The sequence below is a fragment of the Paraburkholderia dipogonis genome (genome assembly GCF_046027395.1).
Taxonomy (GTDB): domain Bacteria; phylum Pseudomonadota; class Gammaproteobacteria; order Burkholderiales; family Burkholderiaceae; genus Paraburkholderia; species Paraburkholderia dipogonis_A.
Genome location: NZ_JAQQEG010000041.1, coordinates 1 through 26,103, shown reverse-complemented (window position 1 = coordinate 26,103; position 26,103 = coordinate 1). Strand labels below are relative to the sequence as shown.

General features: G+C 63.0%; 24 protein-coding genes. 12 read left to right on the top strand and 12 right to left on the bottom strand.

What is annotated here, in order from left to right:
- The first annotated feature begins 130 nt into the window (after positions 1–130).
- A complete protein-coding gene (locus PQR32_RS32920; protein WP_408237127.1) occupies positions 131–952 on the top strand; it encodes an alpha/beta fold hydrolase in 822 nt (273 codons plus the stop codon).
- Positions 953–1,100: 148 nt separating this feature from the next.
- Here PQR32_RS32920 and PQR32_RS32915 read toward each other — a convergent pair whose 3' ends face one another.
- Positions 1,101–1,643, bottom strand: a complete 543-nt coding sequence (locus tag PQR32_RS32915; RefSeq protein WP_408237124.1) for a DUF2867 domain-containing protein — start codon at positions 1,641–1,643, stop codon at positions 1,101–1,103.
- Between the two features lie 392 nt (positions 1,644–2,035).
- Here PQR32_RS32915 and PQR32_RS32910 point away from each other — a divergent pair, with 392 nt between their 5' ends.
- Positions 2,036–2,872, top strand: a complete 837-nt coding sequence (locus PQR32_RS32910) for an NAD-dependent epimerase/dehydratase family protein (RefSeq protein WP_408237121.1) — start codon at positions 2,036–2,038, stop codon at positions 2,870–2,872.
- Between the two features lie 29 nt (positions 2,873–2,901).
- Entirely contained in the window at positions 2,902–4,194 is a 1,293-nt protein-coding gene (locus PQR32_RS32905; RefSeq protein WP_408237118.1) for an MFS transporter, read from the top strand.
- Positions 4,195–4,360: 166 nt separating this feature from the next.
- Here the strand turns inward: PQR32_RS32905 and PQR32_RS32900 are convergent, their stop codons facing one another.
- The 3 genes from PQR32_RS32900 to garL all read right to left on the bottom strand — a co-directional run bounded on the left by PQR32_RS32900 (position 4,361) and on the right by garL (position 8,340).
- Positions 4,361–6,331 carry a glycoside hydrolase family 28 protein gene (locus PQR32_RS32900; RefSeq protein WP_408237284.1) on the bottom strand — a complete coding sequence of 657 codons (1,971 nt, stop codon included), beginning with the start codon at positions 6,329–6,331 and terminating at the stop codon, positions 4,361–4,363.
- A gap of 283 nt (positions 6,332–6,614) precedes the next feature.
- A complete protein-coding gene (locus PQR32_RS32895) occupies positions 6,615–7,508 on the bottom strand; it encodes a 2-hydroxy-3-oxopropionate reductase (RefSeq protein WP_408237115.1) in 894 nt (297 codons plus the stop codon).
- A gap of 31 nt (positions 7,509–7,539) precedes the next feature.
- Entirely contained in the window at positions 7,540–8,340 is an 801-nt protein-coding gene (gene garL / locus PQR32_RS32890) for a 2-dehydro-3-deoxyglucarate aldolase (protein WP_408237112.1), read from the bottom strand.
- 222 nt (positions 8,341–8,562) lie between these two features.
- On the opposite strand from garL, the gene PQR32_RS32885 reads away from it, so the two are divergent.
- Positions 8,563–10,146, top strand: a complete 1,584-nt coding sequence (locus tag PQR32_RS32885; RefSeq protein ID WP_408237109.1) for an aldehyde dehydrogenase (NADP(+)) — start codon at positions 8,563–8,565, stop codon at positions 10,144–10,146.
- A gap of 97 nt (positions 10,147–10,243) precedes the next feature.
- On the opposite strand, the gene PQR32_RS32880 is transcribed toward PQR32_RS32885, so the two are convergent.
- From PQR32_RS32880 to kdgD, 3 genes are all read right to left on the bottom strand, one after another.
- Positions 10,244–10,987: a FadR/GntR family transcriptional regulator gene (locus PQR32_RS32880; RefSeq protein WP_408237106.1), complete on the bottom strand. Its 744-nt coding sequence runs from the start codon at positions 10,985–10,987 to the stop codon at positions 10,244–10,246.
- Positions 10,988–11,188: 201 nt separating this feature from the next.
- Positions 11,189–12,541 carry an MFS transporter gene (locus PQR32_RS32875; RefSeq protein ID WP_408237103.1) on the bottom strand — a complete coding sequence of 451 codons (1,353 nt, stop codon included), beginning with the start codon at positions 12,539–12,541 and terminating at the stop codon, positions 11,189–11,191.
- 205 nt (positions 12,542–12,746) lie between these two features.
- Positions 12,747–13,664 carry a 5-dehydro-4-deoxyglucarate dehydratase gene (gene kdgD, locus PQR32_RS32870; protein ID WP_132382848.1) on the bottom strand — a complete coding sequence of 306 codons (918 nt, stop codon included), beginning with the start codon at positions 13,662–13,664 and terminating at the stop codon, positions 12,747–12,749.
- Between the two features lie 225 nt (positions 13,665–13,889).
- Between kdgD and garD the strand changes: the two genes are divergently transcribed.
- The 7 genes from garD to PQR32_RS32835 all read left to right on the top strand — a co-directional run bounded on the left by garD (position 13,890) and on the right by PQR32_RS32835 (position 22,203).
- A complete protein-coding gene (garD, locus tag PQR32_RS32865) occupies positions 13,890–15,479 on the top strand; it encodes a galactarate dehydratase (RefSeq protein WP_408237100.1) in 1,590 nt (529 codons plus the stop codon).
- Positions 15,480–15,529: 50 nt separating this feature from the next.
- The gene (locus PQR32_RS32860; protein WP_408237098.1) at positions 15,530–16,372 is read left to right on the top strand and encodes an NAD-dependent epimerase/dehydratase family protein; all 843 of its coding nucleotides are present in this window, start codon (positions 15,530–15,532) and stop codon (positions 16,370–16,372) included.
- A complete protein-coding gene (locus PQR32_RS32855; RefSeq protein WP_408237095.1) occupies positions 16,369–17,298 on the top strand; it encodes an SMP-30/gluconolactonase/LRE family protein in 930 nt (309 codons plus the stop codon). Before PQR32_RS32860 ends, PQR32_RS32855 begins: the two co-directional genes overlap by 4 nt.
- A gap of 627 nt (positions 17,299–17,925) precedes the next feature.
- On the top strand, positions 17,926–18,918 hold the full coding sequence (locus PQR32_RS32850) for a TRAP transporter substrate-binding protein (protein WP_408237092.1): 993 nt from the start codon (positions 17,926–17,928) through the stop codon (positions 18,916–18,918).
- Between the two features lie 147 nt (positions 18,919–19,065).
- Entirely contained in the window at positions 19,066–19,545 is a 480-nt protein-coding gene (locus PQR32_RS32845; RefSeq protein ID WP_408237089.1) for a TRAP transporter small permease, read from the top strand.
- A gap of 7 nt (positions 19,546–19,552) precedes the next feature.
- Positions 19,553–20,905: a TRAP transporter large permease gene (locus PQR32_RS32840; RefSeq protein ID WP_095420608.1), complete on the top strand. Its 1,353-nt coding sequence runs from the start codon at positions 19,553–19,555 to the stop codon at positions 20,903–20,905.
- A gap of 98 nt (positions 20,906–21,003) precedes the next feature.
- Positions 21,004–22,203 (top strand): porin, encoded by a 1,200-nt coding sequence (locus tag PQR32_RS32835; protein WP_408237086.1) that lies wholly within the window; start codon positions 21,004–21,006, stop codon positions 22,201–22,203.
- Here the strand turns inward: PQR32_RS32835 and PQR32_RS32830 are convergent.
- The 4 genes from PQR32_RS32830 to PQR32_RS32815 all read right to left on the bottom strand — a co-directional run bounded on the left by PQR32_RS32830 (position 22,187) and on the right by PQR32_RS32815 (position 24,594).
- Positions 22,187–22,501 carry a hypothetical protein gene (locus tag PQR32_RS32830; protein WP_408237083.1) on the bottom strand — a complete coding sequence of 105 codons (315 nt, stop codon included), beginning with the start codon at positions 22,499–22,501 and terminating at the stop codon, positions 22,187–22,189. The two genes, PQR32_RS32835 and PQR32_RS32830, sit on opposite strands and share 17 nt — an antisense overlap.
- 51 nt (positions 22,502–22,552) lie before the next feature.
- Positions 22,553–22,873 (bottom strand): 4-oxalocrotonate tautomerase, encoded by a 321-nt coding sequence (locus tag PQR32_RS32825; RefSeq protein WP_408237080.1) that lies wholly within the window; start codon positions 22,871–22,873, stop codon positions 22,553–22,555.
- Positions 22,791–23,567, bottom strand: coding sequence for a class II aldolase/adducin family protein (locus PQR32_RS32820; RefSeq protein ID WP_408237077.1), 777 nt, complete (start codon positions 23,565–23,567; stop codon positions 22,791–22,793). The genes PQR32_RS32825 and PQR32_RS32820 overlap by 83 nt, the downstream gene beginning before the upstream one ends.
- Positions 23,568–23,643: 76 nt before the next feature.
- Positions 23,644–24,594 (bottom strand): urea transporter, encoded by a 951-nt coding sequence (locus tag PQR32_RS32815; RefSeq protein WP_408237074.1) that lies wholly within the window; start codon positions 24,592–24,594, stop codon positions 23,644–23,646.
- A 256-nt stretch (positions 24,595–24,850) separates the two neighbouring features.
- Here PQR32_RS32815 and PQR32_RS32810 point away from each other — a divergent pair, with 256 nt between their 5' ends.
- On the top strand, positions 24,851–25,405 hold the full coding sequence (locus PQR32_RS32810) for a putative glycolipid-binding domain-containing protein (protein ID WP_408237071.1): 555 nt from the start codon (positions 24,851–24,853) through the stop codon (positions 25,403–25,405).
- Here the strand turns inward: PQR32_RS32810 and PQR32_RS32805 are convergent.
- The coding region (locus PQR32_RS32805; protein WP_408237068.1) for an alpha/beta fold hydrolase at positions 25,380–26,103 on the bottom strand (724 nt) is incomplete at its 5' end. The genes PQR32_RS32810 and PQR32_RS32805 overlap by 26 nt on opposite strands.

Genomic DNA, 26,103 nt, shown 5'->3' with positions numbered 1-26,103 from the left:
ATCAACGTGGGGTGCGCGAGGCATGCCGTGCCTGAACGGGCGTCGTGTCGCGTGCTGCGCGAATGGTTCGAGAGGGCACGCTTCATCCACCTGCCGGCGACGGCAGACTTCATCCACAAGGAGTCAGAAGATGAGCACGATCAAGACGAAAGACGGCACGCAGATTTTCTACAAGGACTGGGGCAACGGTCGCCCGGTCGTCTTCTCGCACGGCTGGCCATTGAGCGCGGACGCCTGGGACGCGCAGATGCTGTTCCTCGGCAGCAAAGGCTTTCGCGTGATCGCGCATGACCGGCGCGGGCATGGCCGGTCAGAGCAGACGTGGGACGGCAATGACATGGATACCTACGCCGACGATCTCGCCGCGCTAATCGAACAACTCGACCTGAAGGACGCCACGCTCGTCGGTCATTCGACGGGCGGCGGGGAGGTCGCGCATTACATCGGCCGGCATGGCACGCAACGCGTCGCGAAGGCCGTGCTGATCGGCGCGGTGCCGCCGTTGATGCTGAAGACTGAGAGCAATCCGAACGGCACGCCGATCGATGTGTTCGACGGCATCCGCAAAGGTGTGGAAGACGACCGCTCGCAGTTTTTCAAGGATCTCGCGCTGCCGTTCTACGGCTACAACCGCCCGGGCGCGAAGGTGTCGCAAGGCGTGATCGATTCGTTCTGGGTCCAGGGCATGGCCGGCTCGATCAAGGGGCTGTACGACTGCATCAAACAGTTTTCCGAAGTCGACTACACGGAAGATCTGAAGAAGATCGACGTGCCGACCCTGGTGCTGCACGGCGACGACGACCAGATCGTGCCGATCGATGCGGCCGGCCGTCTGACCGCGAAAATAGTGAAGGACGCCACGCTGAAGGTCTATCCCGGCGGCCAGCACGGCATGTGCACCGTCGAGGCCGCCAAGGTGAACGGTGATCTGCTGGAGTTCATCGGGTCGTAACGCGGTGACGCGGTGACGCGGTGACGCGTTGATGCGTTGATGCGTTGATGTCGCGAGTGCGGCGCGCTGCGGGTAAGCAAGCGTGCCCCAGTTGCACTCGACCCGAACCGCGGGCCGTGATCGTTCACGCGCCCGCGTTTCAAACCACTCAGGCGGTCGGCCAGCCGACGCGCGCCGCTCGCCGCAATGACGAGCGGACCACCATCCGGTGGAACGGCGCGATCGCGAGAATATAGAAACGGCCGAGTCGATTGTGGCAGTGCACGACAGTGGACAGGATCAGATAGCGCGAGCGGCTTTCGCGCGTGCCGTGGGTTTGCTGCAGCACTGAAACCCGGAAGTCGAGATGGCGGTCGTTTTCGCCGAGGATGATCTCGTGCGCGCTACGCGTGTAGATCCTGAAGATGTCGATGCGCTCCCTTGCGGCGGCGGGATCCCTGGTGCTGCGCAACTGCGTCGCGGTCTTCAGGCCAAAACGGGCGACGATCGCATCGCGCAAGCTCATCAGCGTGGCGACCCATCCTGCCTGATGCGCAAACACGAAGCGCGCCAGCAACTCCGGATCGTCGATGGCGTTCTCGGGCAGGCGGACCGCGTACGCGTCGGCGAGGTCCGGCGCGTCATACAAACGGGCGACGCCCGACTCAGCCGGCAGGGCGACGGATTGCACGGAACAGTGGGCAGTGAGCATGGTGGCGTGCGGCGCGAAAAAATGAATCGAAGAGAGGCGCTGCGCCGGGAGATGGCGGCAGTTCGGCTTGCGCGTGAGCGCATCAAGTCTACGCGCTTGTGGGCGTCTGCGCGGAGCTGGCCGACGCGGTTCTTCAGCACAGATTCAGGGTAAAAAACTCGGTTCTAGTTATACGATGTCACATAAATACAACTAGCGTATTAGTTTGTTTATTAAGGGAAATTTGATCGACGCATCGCTGAGATAAGGGTAAGTGCCTAATTGAAATCCGGTCTGGCATCGCTGATAGTACGTTATCGTACAACTATAGCCAAATCAGCAGAGACTGCCGTCACGACAGAAGCGACGGCTGTACCCAAGTTCGATTGCGCGCGGCGCAGGAAAGGAACCTTATGAAAAAGATTGCTCTGAGTGGAGCCGGTGGCCAGCTTGGCTCGGTGGTACGCGCGGCGTTGATCGCACGCGGCACGCCGTTGCGTTCGGCCGCGGGCTCGAAGGCCCTCGTGCCGCTCGTGGAAGGCGAGGACGTGATGCACGGCGACTTGCGCGATCCCGCGATCGTGGATCGTCTGCTGGAAGGCGTCGACGTCCTGATCCATTTCGCGGGTACGAGCGTGGAGCGTCCGCTGCCGGAGATCATCGAAAACAATCTGCGCGGGCTGGTCGAAGTGTACGAAGGCGCGCGTCGGCAAGGCGTGAAGCGCATCGTGTTCGCCAGCTCCAATCACGCGATCGGCATGTATCCGGTCACCGAGCATCTCAGCCTCGACTGCGAACTGCGCCCGGACGGTTTCTACGGCCTGAGCAAAGTGTGGGGCGAAGCGCTCGCAAGAATGTACTGGGACAAGCACGGCATCGAGAGCGTGTGCGTGCGCATCGGCAGTTGCCTCGAGCGGCCGACCGAGCCCCGGCACCTGAGCACCTGGTTCGGTCATCGCGATCTGCTGCATTTTCTCGACCGCTGCGTCGAAGCGGAGAACGTGGGCTTCCTGACCATCTGGGGCGTGTCGGCTAACACACGTAGCTGGTGGGACAACAGCGGCGCCGAACGTCTGGGCTATCAGCCGACGCAGGACGCCGAGGTCTACGCCGAAGAAATTCTCGCGCGACCGAATCCGCTCGACGCGCTGGGCCAGCGCTTCCAGGGCGGCGGCTTTGTAGGTATCGATTATTCGCGCGATGATGCCGCTCCGGACGGCTCGGCCGCTTCCGCCACGCGGCCTGTTTGAGCCGTTCAGGATTACGAGGAGACGCAGCAATGAAAATCAAGGGCATCCGCTGGTGGATGGTCAGTCTGGTCGCGGCCGGGCTCATTATCAATTACCTCGCGCGCAATACGCTGTCAGTCGCGGCGCCGACGCTGATGAAAGACCTCCACATCACCACGGAGCAGTATTCGCACGTGGTCGTGGCGTGGCAGCTTTGCTATGCATTCATGCAGCCGGTTGCCGGCTATCTGCTCGACACCGTCGGCACCAAGATCGGCTTTGCGGCGTTCGCGCTGGCATGGTCGCTGGCGTGCGCCGCGGCGGCGTGGTCGATGGGCTGGCGCAGCCTCGCGTTCTTCCGCGGCCTGCTCGGCATTGCGGAAGCGGCCGGCATTCCGGCCGGCGTCAAGGCGACGAGCGAGTGGTTCCCCGCCAAGGAGCGCTCGGTGGCGATCGGCTGGTTCAACATTGGCTCGTCGATCGGCGCGTTGCTGGCGCCGCCGCTGGTGGTGTGGGCGCTGTTGCGCGGCGAGTGGCAGTTGGCCTTCGTGATCGTCGGCGTGGCCGGGATTGTCTGGAGTCTGCTATGGATGGTGCTCTACAAACATCCGCGCAACCAGAAGCTGTTGGGCGACGCTGAACGCGACTACATTCTCAGCGGCCAGGAAGCGAAGCACAGCGACGCCGGCGCCGCCAAGCGCAGTTGGATCGCCATGCTCGGCAGCCGCGACTTCTGGGCGATCGGGATTCCGCGCATGCTGTCCGAGCCGGCCTGGCAGACCTTCAACGCGTGGATTCCGTTGTACATGATGACCGAGCGTCACATGAACCTGAAGGAAGTCGCGTTGTATGCATGGATGCCGTTTCTGGCCGCCGACATCGGCTGCGTGCTGGGCGGTTATCTCAGTCCGCTGTTTCACAAGTACGCCAAGGTGTCGCTGTTCACGTCGCGCAAGATGGTGTTCGTGGTCGGCGCGCTGTTCATGATCGGACCGGCCTGCGTCGGCCTGGTGGCGAGTCCTTACGTGGCGGTGGCGCTGCTGTGCGTCGGCGGTTTTGCGCATCAGACCTTGTCGGGTGCGTTGTACGCGATCACGTCCGATATGTTCGGCAAGAACGAAGTCGCTACCGCGACTGGCATGGGCGGCATGGCGGGTTATCTGGGCGCTGCTGCATTCACGGCGCTGTTCGGCGTGCTGGTTACGCAGATCGGCTACAGCCCACTGTTCGTGGTGCTGGCGGTGTTCGACATCATTGCGGCTGCTGTGGTGTGTCTGCTGGCGAAGAGCGCCGACAAGACGCCCGAGCCGCGCTGGACGCCGGCGAGTGTCGTGGCCAAGTGAGTCTGGCCAGGTCATGATGAATTCCGGACGCTGATCAGTCGAGCCGGAAATGGACATGGCGGCGCTTTCGGGCGCCGCCATTTTTTTGCCTTGTTCACTGCGTTGCTTCCAACTTCACGGCTGGGACGAAGCTCGCACTTCGCCCAGCCGTTCAACCGCTAACTGCTTAACGCTTGTCGACGACCGTCGTGTTGTAAGTCGTCGCGCCGATTACCACATTGTTCAACGTAATACCGTTGACGTTGTACGCGTAGATCGGTCCAGGCGTGGTCGCGCTCGCGGGTCCGGCCGAAACCGCCGTGCCCAGATTGCAGTTCGAGATCGTCACGCCGCTGATCGGCGGAATGGTCGGCGTCGGGGCCGCGCCGTTGTAGTCGAACGCGACGGGCCCTTGGGCGACGATTGCCTGAAAGCACGAGCCGGTCACGCCGTTGAGCGTCACGTTGCTCGCCGTCACGTTCGAAATGTTCACGTTCTGCACGACTGCTGGCCGGATTCGAATCGCGTCGTTCGCCGGTTGATAGTCGCAGTCGAACGTGATCAGGCCGCCTTGTGCTGCCGATGGATTGGCCGCCGTCGCCGTCACGACGCCGAGCGGCACCGTGGCGTTGATCGGGCTGCCGCTCAGCAACGCGCTACCGTAACCCCCGCCTTTCAGGGCGACGCCGTTGGGCAGCGTGACGGTATCGACGTAGAAGTTCTTCACGAAGCCGCCGCGATTCATATTCGTCTTGATGCGAATCGCGATGTTCAGCGGATTGGTCGCCCAGTTCTGATTCAGCATCTGCAGCTTGCGGGCGTAGATGTTCTGCACGCCGCCGCCCATTTCGCTGCCGAGCGTGATGCCGCCGTGGCCGCTATTCATCGTGCAGTTCTGGATCACGTGATTCTGCGCGGGGCCGTATTGCGTATCCAGATCCTTGCCCGACTTGATCGCGATGCAGTCGTCGCCCGTGTTGAACGTCACGCCGTCACAGAGCACGTTGTCGCACGCGTCCGGATCGAAGCCGTCGTTATTCGGGCCGATGCTGTTGGTCGTGACGCCACGAATCACGACGTTCTTGCAATCGGTCGGATGATGCTGCCAGAACGGCGTGTTGTTGGTGCTGTAGTCCTCCATCAACACATTCGTGCAGCCGATGAACTCGACCATGCACGGGCGCAGATAGTGGCCGACGCCGAAGACGCGCTGCGCAATCGGCACGCCTGCTTCGGAGAGAGCGGGCAGGTAGTTCTGATCCTCCTGCCACGGAGTCGTGGGACTGGTCAGTTGCGCGTAGAGCGCGTCGGAAATGCCGGGAGCGGCGATTTTCAGATCGACGTTCTTCGGATTGAGGTACGCCTGCGACGGCGTGGACGAATTTACGCAGCCGTATGCGCCATTCGATCCCTTGAAGGTCCACCAGCACGTCGCGGTGTTGCCGCTGCCGGCGAACGGCGTCATGGCTTGCCCGTTGAGCACCGAGGTCGCGTCTTCGCCGGTCAGGGCGATGTTGGTCTGGTTGCGTGCATAGACCGGCGAGCCGTAGTTCAGGCAATCGTTCGCCTGCCAGCGGCTATAGAACAGATTGCCGTTGGCGCCGCAGGCGACCGGACCGTCCTTCGCATAGTCGGCGGGGTTCGGGCTGAAATAGATCGTGCAATTCGCGCTGAGGTGGAAGTTCACGTTGCTCAGCAGGACGATCGGCCCGGCGCAGTACCACGTGCCGGCCGGCACGACCACGCGGCCGCCGCCCGCGGCGTTGCAGGCCTGGATGGCGGCGAGGAACGCGGGGCGAGAGTCGAACGAGGCGGCGGCGTTGGTCAGGTTCGAACCGGGACTCGCGACCGATGCCGAGCCCGTGTACGGATTGGCCGCGGCAACGACGGTGCACGGCGCGGCACCGTACTGCGTGACCACGAAGTCGCGTGCGGCGAACATCGACTGGGTGATGCCTTGCAAGGACGCGATGATCTGCGTCGCGGCGCCCGAGGTGCCCCAGATCGGGTCCTGTACCACGGGCGGGGTGGGGGTACCGCCATTGACGGAGCCGCCGCAGGCGGACAAGCCGCCAAGCAGGGTCGCGCCCGCCGACGTACCCGCCAGCACGATAAAGGCGCGGCGAGCGGGTGAATTCGGTTCAGCCTGGCCGGGCATTTTCGATGCTACCCGCTTGCCGTTGGTTTTATCTATGGTTGCCACGGATGTCTCCTTGCCCTTTGCGGGCGTTGTCAATAATCGTTGCTACTTGGGGAAATGCAGCTCGTCGAATCTGTTTCCTTAACGTAAGGTATCCTTAATGTTTGTAAAAAACTTTGCCGATGGAAGTGGCGCAACTTCAGTTAACTCGCTGCGAAGCCCGCGAACGCACGTATGCGCCGCTCCGTCCTGCCTATCTGCATCAGGCAAGCGGGCGGCGCATCGACAAGCGGCGTGCGGCTTAAGCGGTCTTCTGGCCGATCTCGTGATCGGCGAGGAATTCGAGCGCACGCACCATCGCCGAGTGATCCCACGCTTTGCCGCCGTGCGCGACGCAGGCGTTGAACAGTGCCTGGCAGGTGGCCGTATTCGGCAGGGATACACCGAGCGATTGCGCGGTCGAGAGCGCGAGGTTCAGATCCTTCTGGTGCAGTTCGATGCGGAAGCCCGGATCGAAGGTGCGTTTGGTCATGCGTTCGCCGTGCACTTCGAGAATGCGCGACGACGCGAAGCCGCCCATCAGCGCTTCACGCACGCGCGCCGGATCGACGCCGGCCTTGGACGCGAGTAGCAGCGCTTCGCCCACAGCCTCGATCGTCGCAGCGACGATCACCTGGTTGGCCACCTTGCACACCTGGCCGGCGCCGACGCCACCAATCAGCGTGACGTTCTTGCCCATCATGTCGAAGAGCGGCTTGACGGCATCGAACGTCGCGGTTTCGCCGCCCACCATGATGGTCAGCGAGCCCGCCTTGGCGCCGACTTCGCCGCCGGAAACCGGCGCATCCAGATACTCCGCGCCGCTCTCGCGCACGCGGGCGGCGAACTCGCGGGTGGCCATCGGCGAAATCGAGCTCATGTCGACCACGGTTTGTCCCGCGCGCAATACGCTCGCAAGACCCTGCTCGCCGAACAGCACGCGCTCGACGTCGGGCGTGTCCGGCACCATGATGAAAATCACGTCGGCCTGCGCGGCCACGGCGGCCGGGCTGTCGCACGCGACGGCGCCCGCCCGGATGAGATCGCCGGGCACGCCGCTGCGCGTGAACGCTGCCAGCGCGACGCCGTTCTTGAGAAGGTTGGCGGCCATGGGCTTGCCCATGATGCCGAGTCCGATAAAGCCTGCTTTTTGCATGGAATGCTCCGAAGATGTCATGGCGGCGGGGTTATTGCTGGCCAGCCTGTTTCTGCATGAAGTGTTTTTGAACCGTTTGCGCGGCGGCTTTCAGCAGCCCCATATCCGCGCAGACCGCGACGACGCGGCAGCCCATGGAGATGTAGCGCTCCGCGTCGGCCTGCACCGGGGCAAGGATGCCGCTCGGCTTGCCCGCGGCCTGTGCGCGTTCAAACACGCGCGCGATCGCCGCCTGCACGTCGGGATGATTCGGGTTGCCGAGATGGCCGTACGCGGCCGCGAGGTCGGACGGTCCGACGAACACGGCGTCCACGCCGTCAACAACGAGAATGTCGTCGATCGCGTCGACGGCCTTGCGGCTCTCGATCTGCACGATGACGCAGACGTTGTCGTTGGCGACGTCGAAGTAGTCGGGCACCGTCGCGTAACGATTGCCGCGGTGGCTCACCGAGACGCCGCGAATGCCCTGCGGCGGGTAACGCGTGGCGGCGACGGCGCGGGCCGCGTCGTCAGCGCTTTCCACGAACGGCACCAGGAAATTCGAAAAGCCGCTGTCGAGGAGCCGCTTGATGAACACGCTGTCGTTAGCGGGCGGCCGCACGACCGGCGCGCTGGCGCTATCCTTGAGTGCCATCAACTGCGGGATCAGCGTGAGGACGTCGTTCGGCGCGTGCTCGGCGTCCAGCAGCATCCAGTCGAAGCCGACAATGCCGAGCAGTTCAGTGACGATCGGGCTGGCGAGCGACGCCCAGCAGCCGATCAGGGTTTCACCGCCGCACACTGCTCGGCGGAAACTATTGGGTAAGGGCTGGTAAGGCGTGGCGGCTGGCATGGGCTGTTTTCCTCGAACGGCAATGGATCGGGCAAGCTCCGACGACGGCTTAACACGAGTTATAGGTCGTCGTATGTCTTGATTGCAGATTAGCACCGGTCTCACCGGTTGTAATGGTCACGTTAACCCGGACTCCTCGCCAGGCAAGCGTTTCAGGTTGCGCGCATGCCTCACAATGTTGTAGGATGACTTATATCTCAGGCCTTCACTCAAGGAAAGCAAATGTCTATTACCGGCGAAATGCTGATCGGCCGCAAAGCGGTACGCGGCGAGGAAAAACCATTGCATGCGTTCAATCCTGCCACGGGATCCGATATCGCGGAGCCGGTTTTCGGCAGCGGCTCGGTGGCCCTCGTCGGGCAGGCGTGTGAACTGGCGCAGCAGGCGTTCGATCCGTACCGCCATCTGCCGCTGACTGTGCGCGCCGAGTTCCTCGAACGTATCGCCGACGGCATTACGGCGTTGGGCGATGCACTGATCGAGCGGGCGCATCAGGAATCGGGTCTGCCGAAGGCGCGTCTCGAAGGTGAACGCGGCCGCACGACCGGCCAGCTCAAGCTGTTCGCGCAAGTCGTGCGCGCCGGCCAGTGGCTCGCCGCCACGCTCGATTCGCCGCTGCCGGAGCGCAAGCCGCTGCCGCGCTCCGACCTGCGCATGCAAAAGATTCCACTCGGCCCGGTCGCGGTATTCGGCGCCAGCAATTTCCCGCTCGCGTTTTCGGTGGCGGGTGGCGACACGGCGGCGGCGCTCGCGGCCGGCTGCCCGGTCGTGGTGAAGGCGCACCGCGCTCACCTCGGCACGTCCGAGATGGTCGGCCGCGTGATCCAGCGGGTCGCGCAGGAAATGGACTTGCCTGAAGGCGTGTTCTCGATGATCGTCGGCGCGGGGAATTCCGTCGGCGAGGCGCTGGTCGCGCATCCGGCGATCAAGGCGGTCGGCTTCACCGGTTCGCGCGCGGGCGGCACGTCGCTGATGCGCGTGGCGGCGGCGCGTGCTGAGCCGATTCCGGTCTACGCGGAAATGAGCAGCATCAATCCCGTGTTCCTGTTGTCAGATGCGCTGGCTGAGCGCGGCGAGGGCATCGCGCGTGGTTTCGTCGATTCGCTGGTGCTCGGCGCTGGTCAGTTCTGTACCAATCCGGGCCTCGCGATTGCCGTCGACAGCGACGCGCTCAAGCGTTTTGTCGCCACGGCGTCGGACGCGCTGAGTGGCAAGCCCGCGCAAACCATGCTGACGTCCGGCATCTGCGCCGCTTACGAAGAAGGCGAGGGCAAGCTGGCGGCGACGAAGGGCGTCGAGGCCGTGGCTCGCGGTGTCGAGACAAACGGCCCGACCCAGGCGCGTGCGGCGTTGTTCGTGACCGATGCGCAGACGTTCCTCGCCACGCCGGCGCTGGAAGACGAGGTGTTCGGCCCGGCGTCGACCATCGTCCGTTGCAAGGACGAGCAGGAACTGCTCGCGGTTGCCGAGCACTTTGCCGGCCAGTTGACCGCCACGGTGCAGATGGACAGCGCCGATCTGCCGACGGCGAAGAAGCTGGTGCCGATTCTCGAGCGCAAGGCCGGTCGGATTCTGGTGAACGGTTTTCCGACGGGCGTCGAGGTGTCGCACGCGATGGTGCATGGTGGCCCGTTCCCGGCGACGTCCGATAGCCGCGCGACTTCGGTCGGTACGACGTCGATCGAGCGTTTCCTGCGTCCGGTGTGCTATCAGGATTTCCCGGCCGATCTGCTGCCGCAAGCGCTGACCGACGGTAACCCGCTGGACCTGTGGCGCCGTCGCGATGGCGAGATCACGCGCGGCTAAGTGGCGGGTGCTCGAGTGAGATAAAAGAATGGCCGGGATATCCCGGCCATTTTTCTATTGCGCCCACCTTGGCGAATCGAATCAGAAGCGAGCCGACTTAGCTATTCGCCTCAGCGGCTTCGTTGGCCCGCCGCAAGCGCTCGCGACTGTTGGACAGATGCATGCGCATCGCCGCGCGCGCGCCTTCAGCGTCGTGCCGCGTAATCGCTTCAAGAATGCTTTCGTGTTCGAGATTGACGAGCGACAGATACGCGTCCGGTTCCGCACGCGCAATGCCCGCCGAGTCGAGCCGGTTGCGCGGAATCAGCGCGCTGCCCATCTGCGTGAGGATGTCGACGAAATAGCGGTTGCCGGTGGCGCGCGCCACCGAGATATGAAACTGCAGATCGGCGTCGACGCTGTCCAGCCCGTTATGGCGCGTGGCTTCGATCGCGTCGAGCGCGGCGCGCATGCGCGCGAGGTCGTCCGGCTTGGCGCGCTGGGCCGCGAGACCCGCGCATTCCGTTTCCAGACTGATGCGCAGTTCCAGGATCGACAACACGTCGCGCAGGGTGGTGGCGGGAACCATGTCGATGCCCAGCTTTTCGCGCTGCGGCTCGAGCACGAAGCTGCCGATGCCGTGCCGCGTCTCGATGATCTTGCCCGCCTGCAAACGCGAAATCGCCTCGCGAATCACGGTGCGGCTCACGCTCAGCGTGACCATGAGTTGCGATTCGGTCGGCAGTTTGTCGCCGGGCTTCAACGCGCCGGACGCAATTTGCTCGGTGACGTAGCTGACGACGAACTCGGCAAGATTACGCGCGCGTCGTGGCGGTGCCGCGGATGCCAGTGGTGTAGCCATCGAAAACGCCCCTTGAATCAGATAGTTGCAGACACTTCATGCGTTTCATTATACCGTCGTCTGACAACTGATTATAACCACGCCATATCATTTTGCGGGCCGGCGTCTGATGTGACGCCGAAGTCCCTTTCTAGCCTGCATTTCACGCTGCGACGGTGCTCATTTCGCCGTCCGCAGGGAAGTACGATAACCGCCGCGTGATCAGCGCGGGCGCAACTCGACCCGCTTGATGTCTTTCACGATCACGAGATAGCTGAACACCGTGAGCAGGGCGTTGATGCCCACGAACACCAGTGCGCCGTTGAACGATCCGGTCTTCGCCACGAGATAGCCGATCACGATCGGCGTCACGATACCGGCGACGTTGCCGAACATATTGAAGATCGCACCCGACAGGCCGAGCGCTTCTTTCGGCGATGTATCGGCGACGACAGCCCAGCCGAGCGCGCCGATGCCTTTGCCGAAGAACGCAAGCGACATGAGCGCGACGACGACCCAGTCGGTCGACACATAGTTGCAGCCGATGATGCACACCGACAGCAGCATGCCGCCGACAATCGGCACCTTGCGCGCGATCGTCAGCGAATGGCCGCGACGGATCAGCCCATCGGAGAGAATGCCGCCGAGCACGCCGCCGGAGAATCCGCAGATCGCCGGCAGCGAGGCGACCAGACCCGCTTGCAGAATCGTCATGCCGCGCGCCTGCACCAGGTAGATCGGAAACCACGTCAGGAAGAAGTAGGTCAGCACGTTGATGCAGTACTGCGCGAGATAGACGCCGACCAGCATGCGATTGCTGAGCAGTTGGCGAACCAGGGACCAGCCGCCGGTATGTTCGATCTTGTCGGTGGATCGGGCTTTCTTCTGCCCGTTGACCACGCCGCCGCCCTGTTCGATGTACTCCAACTCAGCGCGCGAAACACGCGGATGGTCGGCGGGATTCTTCATCACCTTCAGCCACGTGAGCGCGAGCAGAAGCCCCATCACGCCCATCACGACATAGACCATGTGCCAGCCGAACGCGTGGGTGAGCCACGCCATCAGCGGCGTGAACACGACCGCCGCGAAGTATTGCGCCGAATTGAAAATAGCCGACGCCGTGCCGCGTTCGTTGGTCGGGAACCAGCTCGCCACGACCTTCGCATTGGCCGGAAAGGCAGGCGATTCGGCCGCACCCATCGCGAAGCGCAGCACGAACAGCGCGGTGACGGCGGTCGCCGCGCTGCCCAGCAGGCCGATGGAGCTTTGCAGCAGCGTGAAGAGCGACCAGAAGAAAATGCTCGCCGCGTAGACGCGCCGCGCGCCGAAGCGGTCCAGCAGCCAGCCGGCCGGCAGTTGCGACAGCACGTAGGCCCAACTGAACGCGGAGAAAATGTAGCCCATGCGGATCGCGTCGAAGCCGAACTCGGCGCGCATGGCCGAGCCGGTCACTGAGAGCGTGGCGCGGTCCGCATAGTTGAAGGTCGTGATCAGAAAGATCAGCAGCAGGATTCCGTAGCGGACTCGGGTGCGCTTTGCGACGTGGGCGGCACTCGCCGTGCGGCTCATTTCCATGGTCATCTCCTGAATCTTTTATACAGGGGAGCGGGGCTGCCCCAGACGTATGGCGCAACACACGCCACGAGCCTTTTCGATACATTCGCGCGGCACAAAAACGCCCGGCGACGTTGCCGTCCCGGGCGCTCTTGGTGGTGCCGTCTACGCGGCCATCGTTCGCGTGGCCGCCGGGTGTTGACTGCTTCTGGTACAGCCAGCGCGATTACTGCGGGCCGAGCGTCTTGATGAGCGCGTCCAGCTTGCTCATTTCTTCTTCCGTCAGATCGGTCAACGGCGCGCGCACCGGACCGGCGCTGTGGCCGACCAGCTTCGCGCCCGCCTTGACGATGCTGACCGCGTAGCCCGCGCGACGGTTGCGGATCGCCAGATACGGCAGGAAGAATTCGTCGATCAGCTTGCCGACGGTGGCGTGGTCGTCCGCGGCAATGGCGCGGTAAAAGTCCATCGCGGTCTTCGGAATGAAGTTGAACACCGCCGACGAATACACCGGCACGCCCAGTGCCTTGTACGCCGCCGCATACACTTCCGCGGTCGGCAGGCCGCCGAGATACGAGAAGCGGTCGCCGAGACGGCGGCGGATCGACACCATGTTCTCGATCTCGCCCACGCCGTCCTTGAAGCCGATCAGGTTCGGGCAGCGCTCGGCCAGACCTTCGAGCATATCGGCGTTAAGCTTGGAGTTCGCGCGGTTGTAGATGATCACGCCCATGTTCGGCACGGACTTGCACACTTCTTCTGCGTGCGCGGCGATGCCTTCCTGGCAAGCTTCCGTCAGGTAGTGCGGCATCAGCAGAATGCCGTTCGCGCCGTGGCGCTCGGCTTCCTGGGCGTAGGCGATCGCGACGCGCGTCGGGCCGCCCGCGCCGGCGAGAATCGGCACCTTGCCTTTGCAGACTTCGGCAGCCGTTTTCACGACGTTCGAATAGTCGTTGTGCGTGAGCGAGAAGAACTCGCCCGTGCCGCCGGCGACGAACAGCGCCGAAGCGCCATAAGGAGCGAGCCATTCGAGGCGCTCAGCATAGGTATCGGCGCGGAAATCGCCTTGTTCGTCGAAGTCGGTGACCGGGAAGGACAGGAGGCCTTCGGAAACGATCTGCTTCAGTTCCTGCGGTGTTGTCATGATGAGTATCCAGAGCGTCGGAATGGTTCGCGGAGGTTCGATTCAGTAGAAATTGATATTTCTTATACGTCATCGTACAACAACAAATCGGCTAACTCAACGGTCATTTCACGGCATAATGCTTGCCCTAGGGTAAATACGGAACGTCTGCGCAATCTTTCATGTTGTAGGATGACGTATGAATAGCTGGCGCAGCAGGCGTACAACGCCATAAGGATCGATGCAATGGAACAATCTCCGCTCTACATTCGCGTTCACCCCAATGACAATGTCGCGATCGTCGTCAACGACGGCGGTCTGGGTGAGGGCGCGGTATTTCCCGATGGTCTGGCGCTGCGCGAGCGTGTGCCGCAAGGCCACAAGGTCGCGTTGGCCGATCTGGCAGAAGGCGACGAGGTCATCCGCTATAACGTGGTGATCGGCTATGCGCTCAAGGCGTTGCCCAAGGGCAGCTGGATCAACGAACACGTGATCCGCATGCCGAGCCCGCCCGGACTGGAAGATCTGCCGATCGCCACGATCAAGGCGCCGGAGATGCCACCGCTCGAGGGCTACACGTTCGAGGGCTACCGTAACGCGGACGGCTCGGTCGGCTCGCGCAACATTCTCGCCATCACGACCACGGTGCAATGCGTGGCCGATGTCGTCCAGCACGCGGTCACCCGTATCAAGGCCGAACTGCTGCCGAACTACCCGAATGTCGACGACGTGGTGAGCCTCGGCCACACCTACGGTTGCGGCGTCGCGATCGACGCGCCCGACGCGATGGTGCCGATCCGCACCGTGCGCAACATCAGCCTGAATCCGAATTTCGGCGGCGAGGTGATGATGGTCAGCCTCGGTTGCGAGAAACTGCAACCCGAGCGCCTCATGCCGCCCGGCACGATTCCGATCGCCGCGGCCGCGAATGTGGCCGAGGTCGCGGACATCGGTGATATCGAGGCGGATCTGAATGGCGACGTGGTCGTGCTGCAGGACGAATCGCACGTCGGCTTCCAGTCGATGATCGAGTCGATCATGCGAATGGCCGACGGTCATCTGAAGCGTTTGAACAATCGCCGCCGCGAGACCTGTCCCGCGTCCGATCTGGTGATCGGTGTGCAATGCGGCGGCAGCGATGCATTCTCCGGCTTGACCGCGAATCCCGCAGTGGGCTACGCGACCGATCTGCTGGTGCGTGCCGGCGCCACGGTCATGTTCTCCGAAGTCACCGAAGTGCGCGACGGCGTCGATCAACTGACGGCGCGCGCGGCCAACCCGGAGGTCGCCGCGGCGATCATCCGCGAGATGCAGTGGTACGACGATTATCTGAAGCGTGGCGGCGCGGATCGCAGCGCCAACACCACGCCGGGCAACAAGAAGGGCGGCTTGTCGAACATCGTCGAGAAGGCGATGGGGTCGATCATCAAGTCGGGTAACTCGGCGATTTCCGGCGTGTTGTCGCCCGGCGAAAAAGTTCGCCAGAAAGGCCTGATTTACGCGGCCACGCCGGCGAGCGATTTCATCTGCGGTACGCTGCAAGTCGCGGCGGGTATCAACCTGCACGTTTTCACCACTGGCCGCGGCACGCCGTATAGCCTCGCCGAAGTGCCCGTCATCAAGGTCGCGACACGCTCGGATCTGGCGCGCCGCTGGCATGACCTGATGGACATCAACGCCGGCACGATCGCGACCGGCGCGGCGACTATCGAAGACGTGGGCTGGGAACTGTTTCGCCTGATGCTCGACGTCGCCAGCGGCCGCAAGGAAACCTGCGCTGAAAAGCTCAAGCTTCACAATGCGTTGACGCTGTTCAATCCGGCGCCGGTGACCTGATTGGTCGGCTGCCCTGCTCGATCTGATCGCACTCACACCAACATAGAAACATGACTGACTCGAACCTTGACCGCAGCGCGGCACAGAAACCCTTCCGCCGCCTGCTGCTCACCGGCGCGGCGGGCAACCTCGGCAAACAATTGCGCGGCGCGCTCGCCGCGTGGGCCGATATCGTGCGCGTCACGGATATCGCTCCGCTTGGCGACGTGGCGGCACATGAAGAAGCCTCGACGGTCGATCTCGCGGACGAAGCCGCGGTTCACGCGCTGCTCGAAGGCGTGGACGCGGTGATTCATCTCGGCGGTATTTCCGTCGAGGCGCCGTTCGAAGATCTGCTCGAAGCGAATATCCGCGGCCTGTACAACCTCTATTCGGCTGCGCAGAAGCAGGGCGTGAAGCGCGTCGTGTATGCGAGCTCGAATCACGCGGTCGGTTTTCATCCGGTGACGGAGGTGGTGGATATCGACGCGCCGCTGCGTCCCGATAGCCTGTACGGCGTGACGAAGTGCTTCGGCGAATCGTTGTCGCGTTACTACTTCGATCGCTTTGGTCTGGAGACGGTGTGCCTGCGGATCGGCTCATCGTTCGAGCAGCCGAAGAATCCGCGCATGCTCGTGACCTATCTGAGCTTTCGCGACTTCATCGAGCTGGTGCGCTGCTCGCTGTTTACTAACCGCGTCGGCCACGCAATCGTCTACGGCGTGTCGGATAACCGGACCAAGTGGGTGGATAACACCAAGGCCGCGTTCCTCGGTTTTCGTCCGCAAGACAGCTCGGTTGAATTCGAGCATCTCTTTCCGGTCACGGCGCCGACTGCCGAGCTCGACGATCCGACGCAGCGATTCCAGGGCGGCCCGTTTGTGCTCGCCGGCCCGATGGAGCCGAAACGGTGAGCGCCGCGGCGAACCCGCGCGTGGAGCGGGTCGAGGCAGCGGGGCAGGCGCCGGCTTCGGTCGGCGAAAGTCCGGTATGGCGCGTTGCCGAACAGGCGCTCTACTGGGTGGATATTCCGGCACAGAAGATCGTGCGGCTGCGGGTCGATTCGGGCGAACGCTCTGAATGGCTGTTGCCGGAGAGAGTCGCGTGCATCGCGTTCGATCATCGCGGCACGGTGCTGGCCGGCTGCGAGACCGGGCTATTTGCGGTCACGCTGACTGAGTCCTCGGCGAACGGCGAACCCGTGCAAGTGACAGGAAGCAAGCTCGCCGCGCCGGATTTCGCATGCGAAGACATGCGTTTCAACGACGGCCGTTGCGACCGGCAAGGACGTTTCTGGGCCGGCACGATGGTGCAGGACATGGCGGCGGCCAAGCCGGCCGGTGCGCTTTATCGCTTCGATGAGCGCGGCGTGTTGTCCGGGCCGATCGTCGACGCGCTCATCACCCAGAACGGCCTCGCGTGGTCGCCGGACGGCACGACCATGTATCTCTCGGATTCGCATCCCTTGCGCAGGCAGATCTGGGCATTCGATTACGACCTCGGGACCGGCGAGCCGCGCAACCGTCGCGTGTTCGCCGATCTGAACGACCATGCGGGCCGTCCCGACGGCGCCGCGGTGGATGCCGACGGCTGCTACTGGATCTGCGCGAACGACGCGGGCCTGTTGCTGCGCTTCACGCCCGAAGGCAAGCTGGACCGGCAGATTGCCGTGCCGGCCATCAAGCCGGCCATGTGCGCCTTCGGTGGGCGCGATCTGGATACGCTGTTCGTCACGTCGATTCGTCCCGCCGCGAACGCGAGCGAGCACGACGGCCATCTGTTCGCCGTGCGTCCTGGCGTCACCGGGCTGCCTGAGCCGGAGTTCGCGGGCGAACTGTAAGCGGAGTTTGCGTGAGAAGGGCGCCGGGCATGTCTTGCATGTCCGGCGCCCTTTGTTTATCTGGTCGATATTCATAGGTCGTCGTACAACATTGTGGCGTAAAGGCGACGGTCTCGTCACAATTTTGCGACGAAAAAAACGGTGCCTGCGCTATGCGGCTTTTTGCCGGCAGCGCCGCGCCAACTGGCGTGAAGGCTCGCTGCGTGATACATCGGCCATACGTGCCGGCGGCCTGCGTGGTGCGGGTAAATACCGTCTGTACAACTCAAACTGCGTTTTATAGACTTCATATGTCGTCGTACAACATATAAGCCCAAACAAATTCCTTTCTGCGAATTTCAAGATTTCAGTATGAACAAGGCAGCCTCCCACGTGGGCAACCACTCGCCTGCGAAGGGCAAGCCGAAGCAGTTGAAGCAAAAGTAAAAGAGTCGAGTTGTCTGACAGGAGTGCTGAGCATCTGCGCCGGGGACGTTGCACAGACCAGCACGGCAGAACGTTCGTGACCACAAACGGTGGCGAGCGTCGAGCCGGGAGACGCAGCAAACCATGTCGCATCCGCGGGCGGCCACCGCAAGCGGGCCCTCCGCAATCGATTGGATGGTCAATTTTTCAAGGAATTTCACGATGAATAAGAAGTTTGCCTCTTCCCGTGTTTCGATGATCGTCGCGGCCTCGGTGCTGGCCTTCAGCACCGTGTCGGCACAAGCGCGTGTATTCCGCGTGTCCGACGTGCACGGCGACACTTACCCGACCAACATGGCCGTGAAATACATGGGGGAACAGATCAAACAGGCAACCGGCGGCAAGGATTCGGTGAAGGTCTTTGGCAATAGCGCGCTGGGTTCCGAAAACGACACGATCGATCAGGTGCGCATTGGCGCACTGGACATGGCGCGCGCCAACGGCGCCGCGTTCAACGAGATCGTGCCCGAATCGATGATTCCGTCGCTGCCGTTCCTGTTTCGCGACATCGACCATTTCCGCAAAGTGATGTACGGCCCGGAAGGCCAGAAGATTCTCGACGCCTTCAAGGCGAAGGGCATGATTGCGCTGACGTTCTACGAGAGCGGCGCGCGTTCCATCTACACCAAGAAGCCGATTCACACGCCGGCTGACATGAAGGGCCTCAAGGTTCGCGTGCAGCCGTCCGATCTGATGGTCGACGAAATCCGCGCAATGGGCGGCACGCCCACGCCGATGCCGTTCGCCGAAGTCTATACGGGTCTGAAGACGGGCCTGGTGGATGCCGCTGAAAACAACCTGCCGTCGTACGAAGAAACCAAGCACTTCGAAGTCGCGCCGATCTATTCCGAAACCCAGCATTCGATGACGCCGGAAGTGCTGGTGTTCTCGAAGAAAGTATGGGACACGCTGACGCCGCAAGAACAGGACATCATCAAGAAGGCTGCCGCCGACTCGGTGCCGTACTACCAGAAGCTGTGGACGGCGCGCGAAGCCGACGCGAGCAAGACGGTCACGAAGGGCGGCGCGACCATCGTCGCCTCGACGCAGATCGATCGTGCCGCGTTCGTCAAGGCCATGCAGCCGGTCTGGGCGAAGTACGAAAAGACCCCGCAAATGAAGCAGCTCGTCGACGAGATTCAGGCAGTCAAATAAGGTTCGCCTGAGCGGAGGCACGGCAGCGGCGCAAAGAGCCTGCGAGAAGATTCGCGGGCTCTGCCGCTGCACGCTTCCTGAATCAGAGAAGTCGAACAGGATTGCTGACTATTAAGGACAGGTCGGTCGTATGCAAGGATGGGTTCAATGAGATTCATGAAGCGCCCAAATGATTTTCTGTTCCGCGCGCTGGTTATCGTGGCGTCGGTAAGTCTCGCCGTGCTGAGCCTGCTGGTGATCTACAGCGTCGTGATGCGCTACGTCTTCAGCGATGCACCGGATTTCGTCGAGCCCATCGCGCTTCTGCTGGTGATCGTGATCGCCATGTTCGGCGCCGCGCTCAAGGTGCGCGAAGGCGGCCATATCGGTCTCGATTCGCTTGTGAAGAAATTGCCGCCCAAAGGGCAGCTCGTCGCCACGGCGTTTCAGCATATTTGCCTGATCGTGTTTGCAGCGGCGGTTTTCTTCGGCTGTCTGCAGATGGTGGAGGCCACCACGGACGACCGGATTCCAATTATCGGTTTGCCTGAATCGTTGCGTTACTGCATCCCGGTTATTGCCAGCGTCTGCATTGCAATGTTCTCGATCGAGAACCTGCTCGCGCTTTTCGCACAGAAACAAAAATAGAGCAATCATGGAACTTGCCATCCTCTCCGTTAGTTTTCTTGTTTTTCTCCTTCTCGGCGTTCCTGTGTCCTTCGGGCTCGGGCTCTCGTGTGTCCTGACTTATCTGTACGAAGGCTTGCCGGCGGCCACCGCCATGCAGTCGATGATTTCGGGCATCAACGGCTTCTCGTTCCTCGCGGTGCCGTTCTTCATTCTGTCCGGTGAGCTGATGTTGCACGGTGGCATCGCGGACCGCATCCTGCGTTTCGCGCAAGCCACGGTCGGGCATTTCCGCGGCGGCCTCGGCATGGCCAACGTGGTCGCATGCACGCTGTTCGGCGGGGTCTCCGGTTCGCCCTCGGCGGATACGTCGGCCATGGGCGGCGTGGTCATTCCGCTGATGAAGCGTGAAGGTTATAGCGCGGCCTACGCGGTCAACGTGACGACGCACTCGTCGCTGGCCGGCGCGCTGATGCCGACGTCGACCAACATGATCATCTATGCATTCGCGGCCCAGGGCATCACCGGCACGTTGAATGGGCACCCGATGAGCGGTGTATCGATCGGCGATCTGTTGTTTTCCGGTCTGCTGCCGGTGTTGTGGGTGATGGGTTTCGTGCTGATCGCCGCGTACTGGCAAGCGGTCAAATACGGCTATCCGCGTCGTGCCGACGGTTCGACGGAACTGCAGAAATTCCCCGGCTGGTACGCAGTGGCCCGCACATTCCTCGGCGCATTGCCCGGCTTGATGGTGATTGCGATCATTCTGGTTTGCGTGGCAAAAGGCATTGCTACGGCGACGGAAGCCGCCGCTATTGCCGTGTTTTATTCGCTGGTGCTGACGATCGTCGTGTATCGCTCGATGACGATGAAAAAGCTGTTCCACGCACTGTCCAAGGCCGCCAAAACCACCGGCGTGGTGCTGCTGCTGATCGGCGTGTCGAACATGCTGCGCTACCAGATGGCCTATCTGGAGATTCCGGATGCGATCGAACACATGCTCGATGGCGCAACCAGCCTGCCGTGGCTGATGCTGCTGTACATCAACCTGATCCAGATTTTCCTCGGCACGTTCGTCGACATGGCGGCGCACATCCTGATCACCACGCCGCTGTTCCTGCCGATGGCGATGCACGCAGGCGTGGGTCCGGTGCAGTTCGGGATCATGATCCTGCTGAATTGCGCATTGGGTCTCGTCCACCCGCCGATCGGCTCGGTGCAGTTTATCGGGTGCGCGATTGGCAATGTGTCGATTGGTGAAACTACCAAGGTGGCGTGGCCGTATTACCTGGCTATCTTCAGCGCGATCAACATCGTCACTTACGTACCGATGTTTTCGACATGGTTGCCTAGCCTGATCAATGGTCACCCCGTATTTTGAAGTCCTTAATTAACGCCTCGGCGTTCGAACACTCTCCACACTCAGCGGCATTCGAACAATGCCGCGCGCAAAGAATAATTTTTTAAAGAGGAGCAGAAATGAAAAAGGCATTGGCAACTTCGGCGCTTGGCTTGGTCGCCCTCGGCGCGCACGCTCAGAGCAGCGTGACGCTGTACGGGATCGTCGATACCGGGATTGGCTATCAGAGCAGCCAGACGTCGCTCGGTTCGACCAGCGGCGGCCGCTCGGTCGTGAAGATGATCAACGGCATCTGGGCCGGCAGCCGCTTCGGCCTGAAGGGCGCCGAGGATCTGGGCGGCGGCACGAAGGCGATCTTCCAGTTGGAAGAGGGCTTTAACAGCGCAACCGGCGCGCAGTCAGTCTCCGGCCTCGCGTTCAACCGCCAGGCTTATGTCGGCGTGACGAATGCCAGCTACGGTACGTTCACGGCAGGCCGCCAATATACGTCGTACTACACGCTGCTCTCGCCGTACAGCCCGACCACGTGGCTGACGGGCGCGTACGGCGCGCACCCGGGCGATATCGATTCTCTGGACACGCTCTACCGCGCCAACAACTCGCTGGTGTACACGTCGCCGAACCTGTATGGCCTGACGGCTAGCGGCTCGTATTCGCTCGGCGGCGTGCCGGGCAGCTTCAACGCCGGTTCGACGTGGAGCGCGGCCTTGCAGTACCTGAACGGTCCGTTCGGCATCGCGGCGGGCTTCCAGCGCATCAACAACTCGACGCCTGGCGGCGGCGCATGGGGCCCTGACTCCACGACGTCGAATGCGGGCGCTCAGGCGGGTGTGTCGGGCATCAACAACGGCTATCAGCGTGCGCAGGCTCAGCAGCGCGTGGCGGTGACGGGTGGCTATGCGTTCAGCCCGGCATGGGACGTGTCGTTCTCGTACTCGAACGTGCAATACATTCCGGGTATCAATTCGCCGTTCCACACCACGGCGATCTTCAACACGGGCGGTGCCGTGCTGCACTTCAAGCCTTTGACGGCACTGGACCTGGCTGCGGGCTACAGCTATACGCGTGCTACCAAAGCGAACGGCATCACGAGTTCGGCTAGCTACCAGCAGTTCAACCTCTCGCAGTACTACAGCCTCTCCAAGCGCACCGGGCTGTATGCGCTCGAGGCGTATCAACGCGCAGGCGGTCAGACCCTGGGCACGAACGGCGTGAGCATCATCAACGCGACGGCCGATATCGGCGACGGCCAGAACGGCGCGCCGTCCTCGTCACGCAGCCAGTTTGCTGCCGGCGTGGGCATCATCCACAAGTTCTGATGGCGTAAGTTCGTGGCGGTGTGTTGTTACGCCGCCACGGCGACGCGTTTAAATACGCTTCGCTGAGCATCACAAGCTGCGCGCGCAACGCGCGCAGCATCTTCGACGGTGCGCGGCCTTCCAGCATGGCAGGTGTCGGCCCGACCAGCGCGTTCAGCCAGATAAACGTCACCATCGGCAAATCGGCGAACTTCGCGTCAGCAGCCGTTTCGAGCATCGCAATGGTGGCCGGGCGCATGCGTTCCGACGCTTCCCGCACCAATTCCGTCGTGTTCAGTTCGGCCGCGATCGCATACAAAAGGCCAGTCGAGCAGCAGCGGCAGGCAGGCAAGCCGCGCGCTGCACGCGCTCAGGCGTCGGACCACAAACGCCCAGCCGTTGCCCAGTTTTCGCGTTTCACGTCGGTGAGAATGATATCCACCGAGTTCGGTTCGACGCCGAGCGATTCGCAGGTTGCCTTGGTGATGGCTTCGACGAACTGGCGTTTCTGTTCCACTGAGCGGCCTTCGAAGAGTTCGATATGAAACGTGGGCATGCTGTAACTCCGATAGGGTTGAGATTGGGATTGAAGTGAACGTGGCGCGAATTCAATCGCGATAGCTGGCGTCGAGCCGGTCGAGTTTGCGCAGCAGGGCAGGCCATTCGAGCGCGCCTTCAATGGCGCCGCCATCGTACAGTTGTTCCGCCGTGCGCGCGGCGACCGCATCGCTTGGCACGACGAGTTCCGCGCCGCATGCTTGCGAGTGCAACTGGATCTCGCATGCCTTGAGCAGCGTTGCCATCAGCACATAGGCTTCGGCGACCGTGCGGCCGGTAGTCAGTGTGCCGTGATTGCGCAACAGCATGGCGGGCTTGTCGGCGAGATGCGCGACGAGGCGCTCGCCTTCCGCCGGCGTGAACGCGAGGCCTTCGTAATCGTGGTACGCGAGTTGGCCGTAGAAACGCAACGCGTGTTGCGAGGCGGGCAGCAAGCCGGCCGGTTGCGCGGAGACCGCCACGCCCGCCGTATTGTGCAGATGCATCACGCAGAAGGCATCGGTGCGCGCCGCGTGGACCGCCGCGTGCAGTGCGAAGCCGGTCGCATTTACCGCATGTTCGCTCGTGCCGACGATGTTGCCCTCGATATCGATCTTCACGAGATTCGACGCGCGCACTTCATCGAAGGCGAGGCCGAATGGGTTGATCAGGAAGTGGCCGGGTTCGTCCGGAACACTCGCCGAGATATGCGTGTAGATCAGATCGTCCCAGCCGTTGAGCGCCGCGAGCCGGTAGGCCGCAGCCAGGTCTACGCGGGTCTGCCGCTCAGCGTCGGACAATGGCCCCGCCTCGGCGATGCGGCCGGCAGGGGTGTGAGTAAACGACATGTCTGTCTCCTGAAGTTGCCTGATCGCCGAAGCGCGTGCGTGCGGCGTGGACGTGTCGCGAAACCAAGCGGCGTAACTAGCTCGCGCGTCTGGCGTGAACCGGCGACCTCGCGGCGCGTGCGGCGTCGACAGGTTGCGCCGGTTCGGCGGTGGCCGCGCTCACGCCGTGGGCCGAGCGCTGCTTGAGCCACTGCACGCTCCACGTCGCGAGGACGAAGGGCGCCGTCATGGCCGGCCAGCCAAAGTGTGCCGCCGACGCTTGCAGCACGACCGATACGGCCACGCCGCCGAGCATCATGACGAGGCCGCAGTCGGCCAACGCGAGCGCGGTCAGCGCGCCGTTGAATCCTAACAGGCCGGCGTCAAACGAGCTTGCCGTTGCGCCGAGCAGCAGATGCGCAGCGCTTGCGACCGCTGCGCCGATCAACGCCCACAGCGCATGCCTGCGCGACGCCGCCGCAATCCCGACCAGCACCAGCACACCGGGCAACGCGTCCGATGCAAAGCCGGTTTGGGCGAAGCCGGCGAGCAGGCCGCTGCCCACTTGCGTCGCGCTCAGCGCATGCGCCGGGGCCGCGCCAGCGGGTGGCGCGTTGACCGTGACCATCGGCAGCCAAAGCCACGTGACGATCAGGCACGGGCTCGAGAAAAAGCCAAGTCCGCGCGCCCGCAGCCAGCGCGACCACGGCTCCACAAACCACGCCGTGCACGTGGCGGCGAGAATCGCCACCGCGCCCGCTGTCGCATTGTCGGCAATGAAGTGGAAGGCGGCGAGCCCCGCCAACGCGCCGTTGAAACCGTGCAACCCGGCACGCGTATCGTCCTCGCCATAGCCGGCCAGTACCGCGCTCACGTTGGCCGCGACCGCGCCCATTAGCGCCGCGCAGGCGAAGCGCGGGTCGGAGAGCAGCCAGGCGGCGAGCAGGCACGCGCCGGTGAAGGCATTCGGTTGCAGCACGATCTGGCCGAGACTGCGCAGCAGCGTGCGCAAGGCGGCGGATCGAGCTTCGGTCGCGGCGGCGTGCATGATGGGAAGGCGGCGTGATTTCGATGATGCGCAATTCCGCCGCGCGAGCGTCGGGCGCGCGCTGGATCGGATGACTGCGAACCGCGAGCATAGGCCAGCCAGGCCGCGCCGGGCATCGCCGTGCATTGATAGTGGCTATTTGCGACACATCCCCGAAATGCCCAACGCGCCGGCGAGTCGAAAGCTTTCGCGCTACGATGTGAGCCCGGCGAAGCCAGGCAGAACCGGCTGCGCCGTCCCAAGAGGAGGCAGGCAGATGCGTGAATTACGGTGGGCATCGGAAGAAGGTGACGGCATCGAACATCTGGCGTTCGACGCGCATGAAGACGGCTTCGCGGTGGAAAGCGTCGTGGTCGGCCAGCGTTACGGCAAGCCGTACGGGCTGCATTACAAGGTGCGCTGCGACGCGCAATGGCGCACGCGCTATGCGTGGCTGAAGATCGTCGGCGGCGGCGAGTTGGAGTTGCAGGGCGACGGCGCCGGCCATTGGCACGATGGGCACGGTCTCGCGCTGAGCGCGATCGAAGGCTGCATCGACATCGATATCGCCGCTACGCCGTTCACCAACACGCTGCCGATCCGTCGCCTGCAACTGGCCGAAGGCGAGCGTCAGCCGATTTCAGTCGCGTATATTTCGACGCCTGATTTACAGGTCACGCGCGTCGAGCAGGCGTACTCGTGCATCGAGTTGCATCGCGAGTATCGCTATGAGGGCATCTTCCGCAACTTCACCGCGGACATGAAGGTGGACGACGACGGTCTCGTGATCGACTATCCGACACTGTTTACACGCCTGCCTCGCGAGCGTTGAGCGTCGGCGCCGCCGAGCCGCCCTGGTCCGCGCGGTGCCGTTCCACGAAGCGTTCGATGCTCGCCGCGATCCGTTCGGGTTCGCGCAACACGACCCAGTGGCCCGCATCGATCTCGGTGCACTCATACGCGCCGAGCCAGCACTCCAGTCCGAGCGAGAGCGCCGGCCCGACGTAGCGGTCACGCAGCGGCACGATGAATTGCACCGGCGTGTGCGCATGACGCGCGCGCGGGCGCAGCAGCTTGTCGATGAAATTGGCGCGGTAGAGATTCAGGCCGTTGATCGCGTTGCGCATCTGCGCCGGATCGGGCGCGGGACGCACGCGTTCCGTCAGGCGCAGCCACAGCGGCCACAGGCGTGCGCCGCCTGCGCGCCACACCAGCTCCGGCAGCCACGGCAAATGAAAGAAGAAGATGTACCAGGACTTCAGCGTTTGCCGGATGCTGCTGCCGAAGGGGCGTTTCGTTGTTGGGTGCGCGGTTTGAGCGTCGCCGTCGCCCTCGGTCTTCTCGCCGTCGCGCAAGCCGAAAGACGCGTGATCGAGACACGGGCCCGAGATCGACGTGTACGAAGCAATGCGGCCTTTGAACGCCGGGTCGGTCACCGCTTCCCAGCTTTGAATCGAGCCCCAGTCGTGCCCGACCAGATGAAACGGCCGCGCGCCGCAGGTCGCGTCGGCGACCGCGGCGAGATCGGCG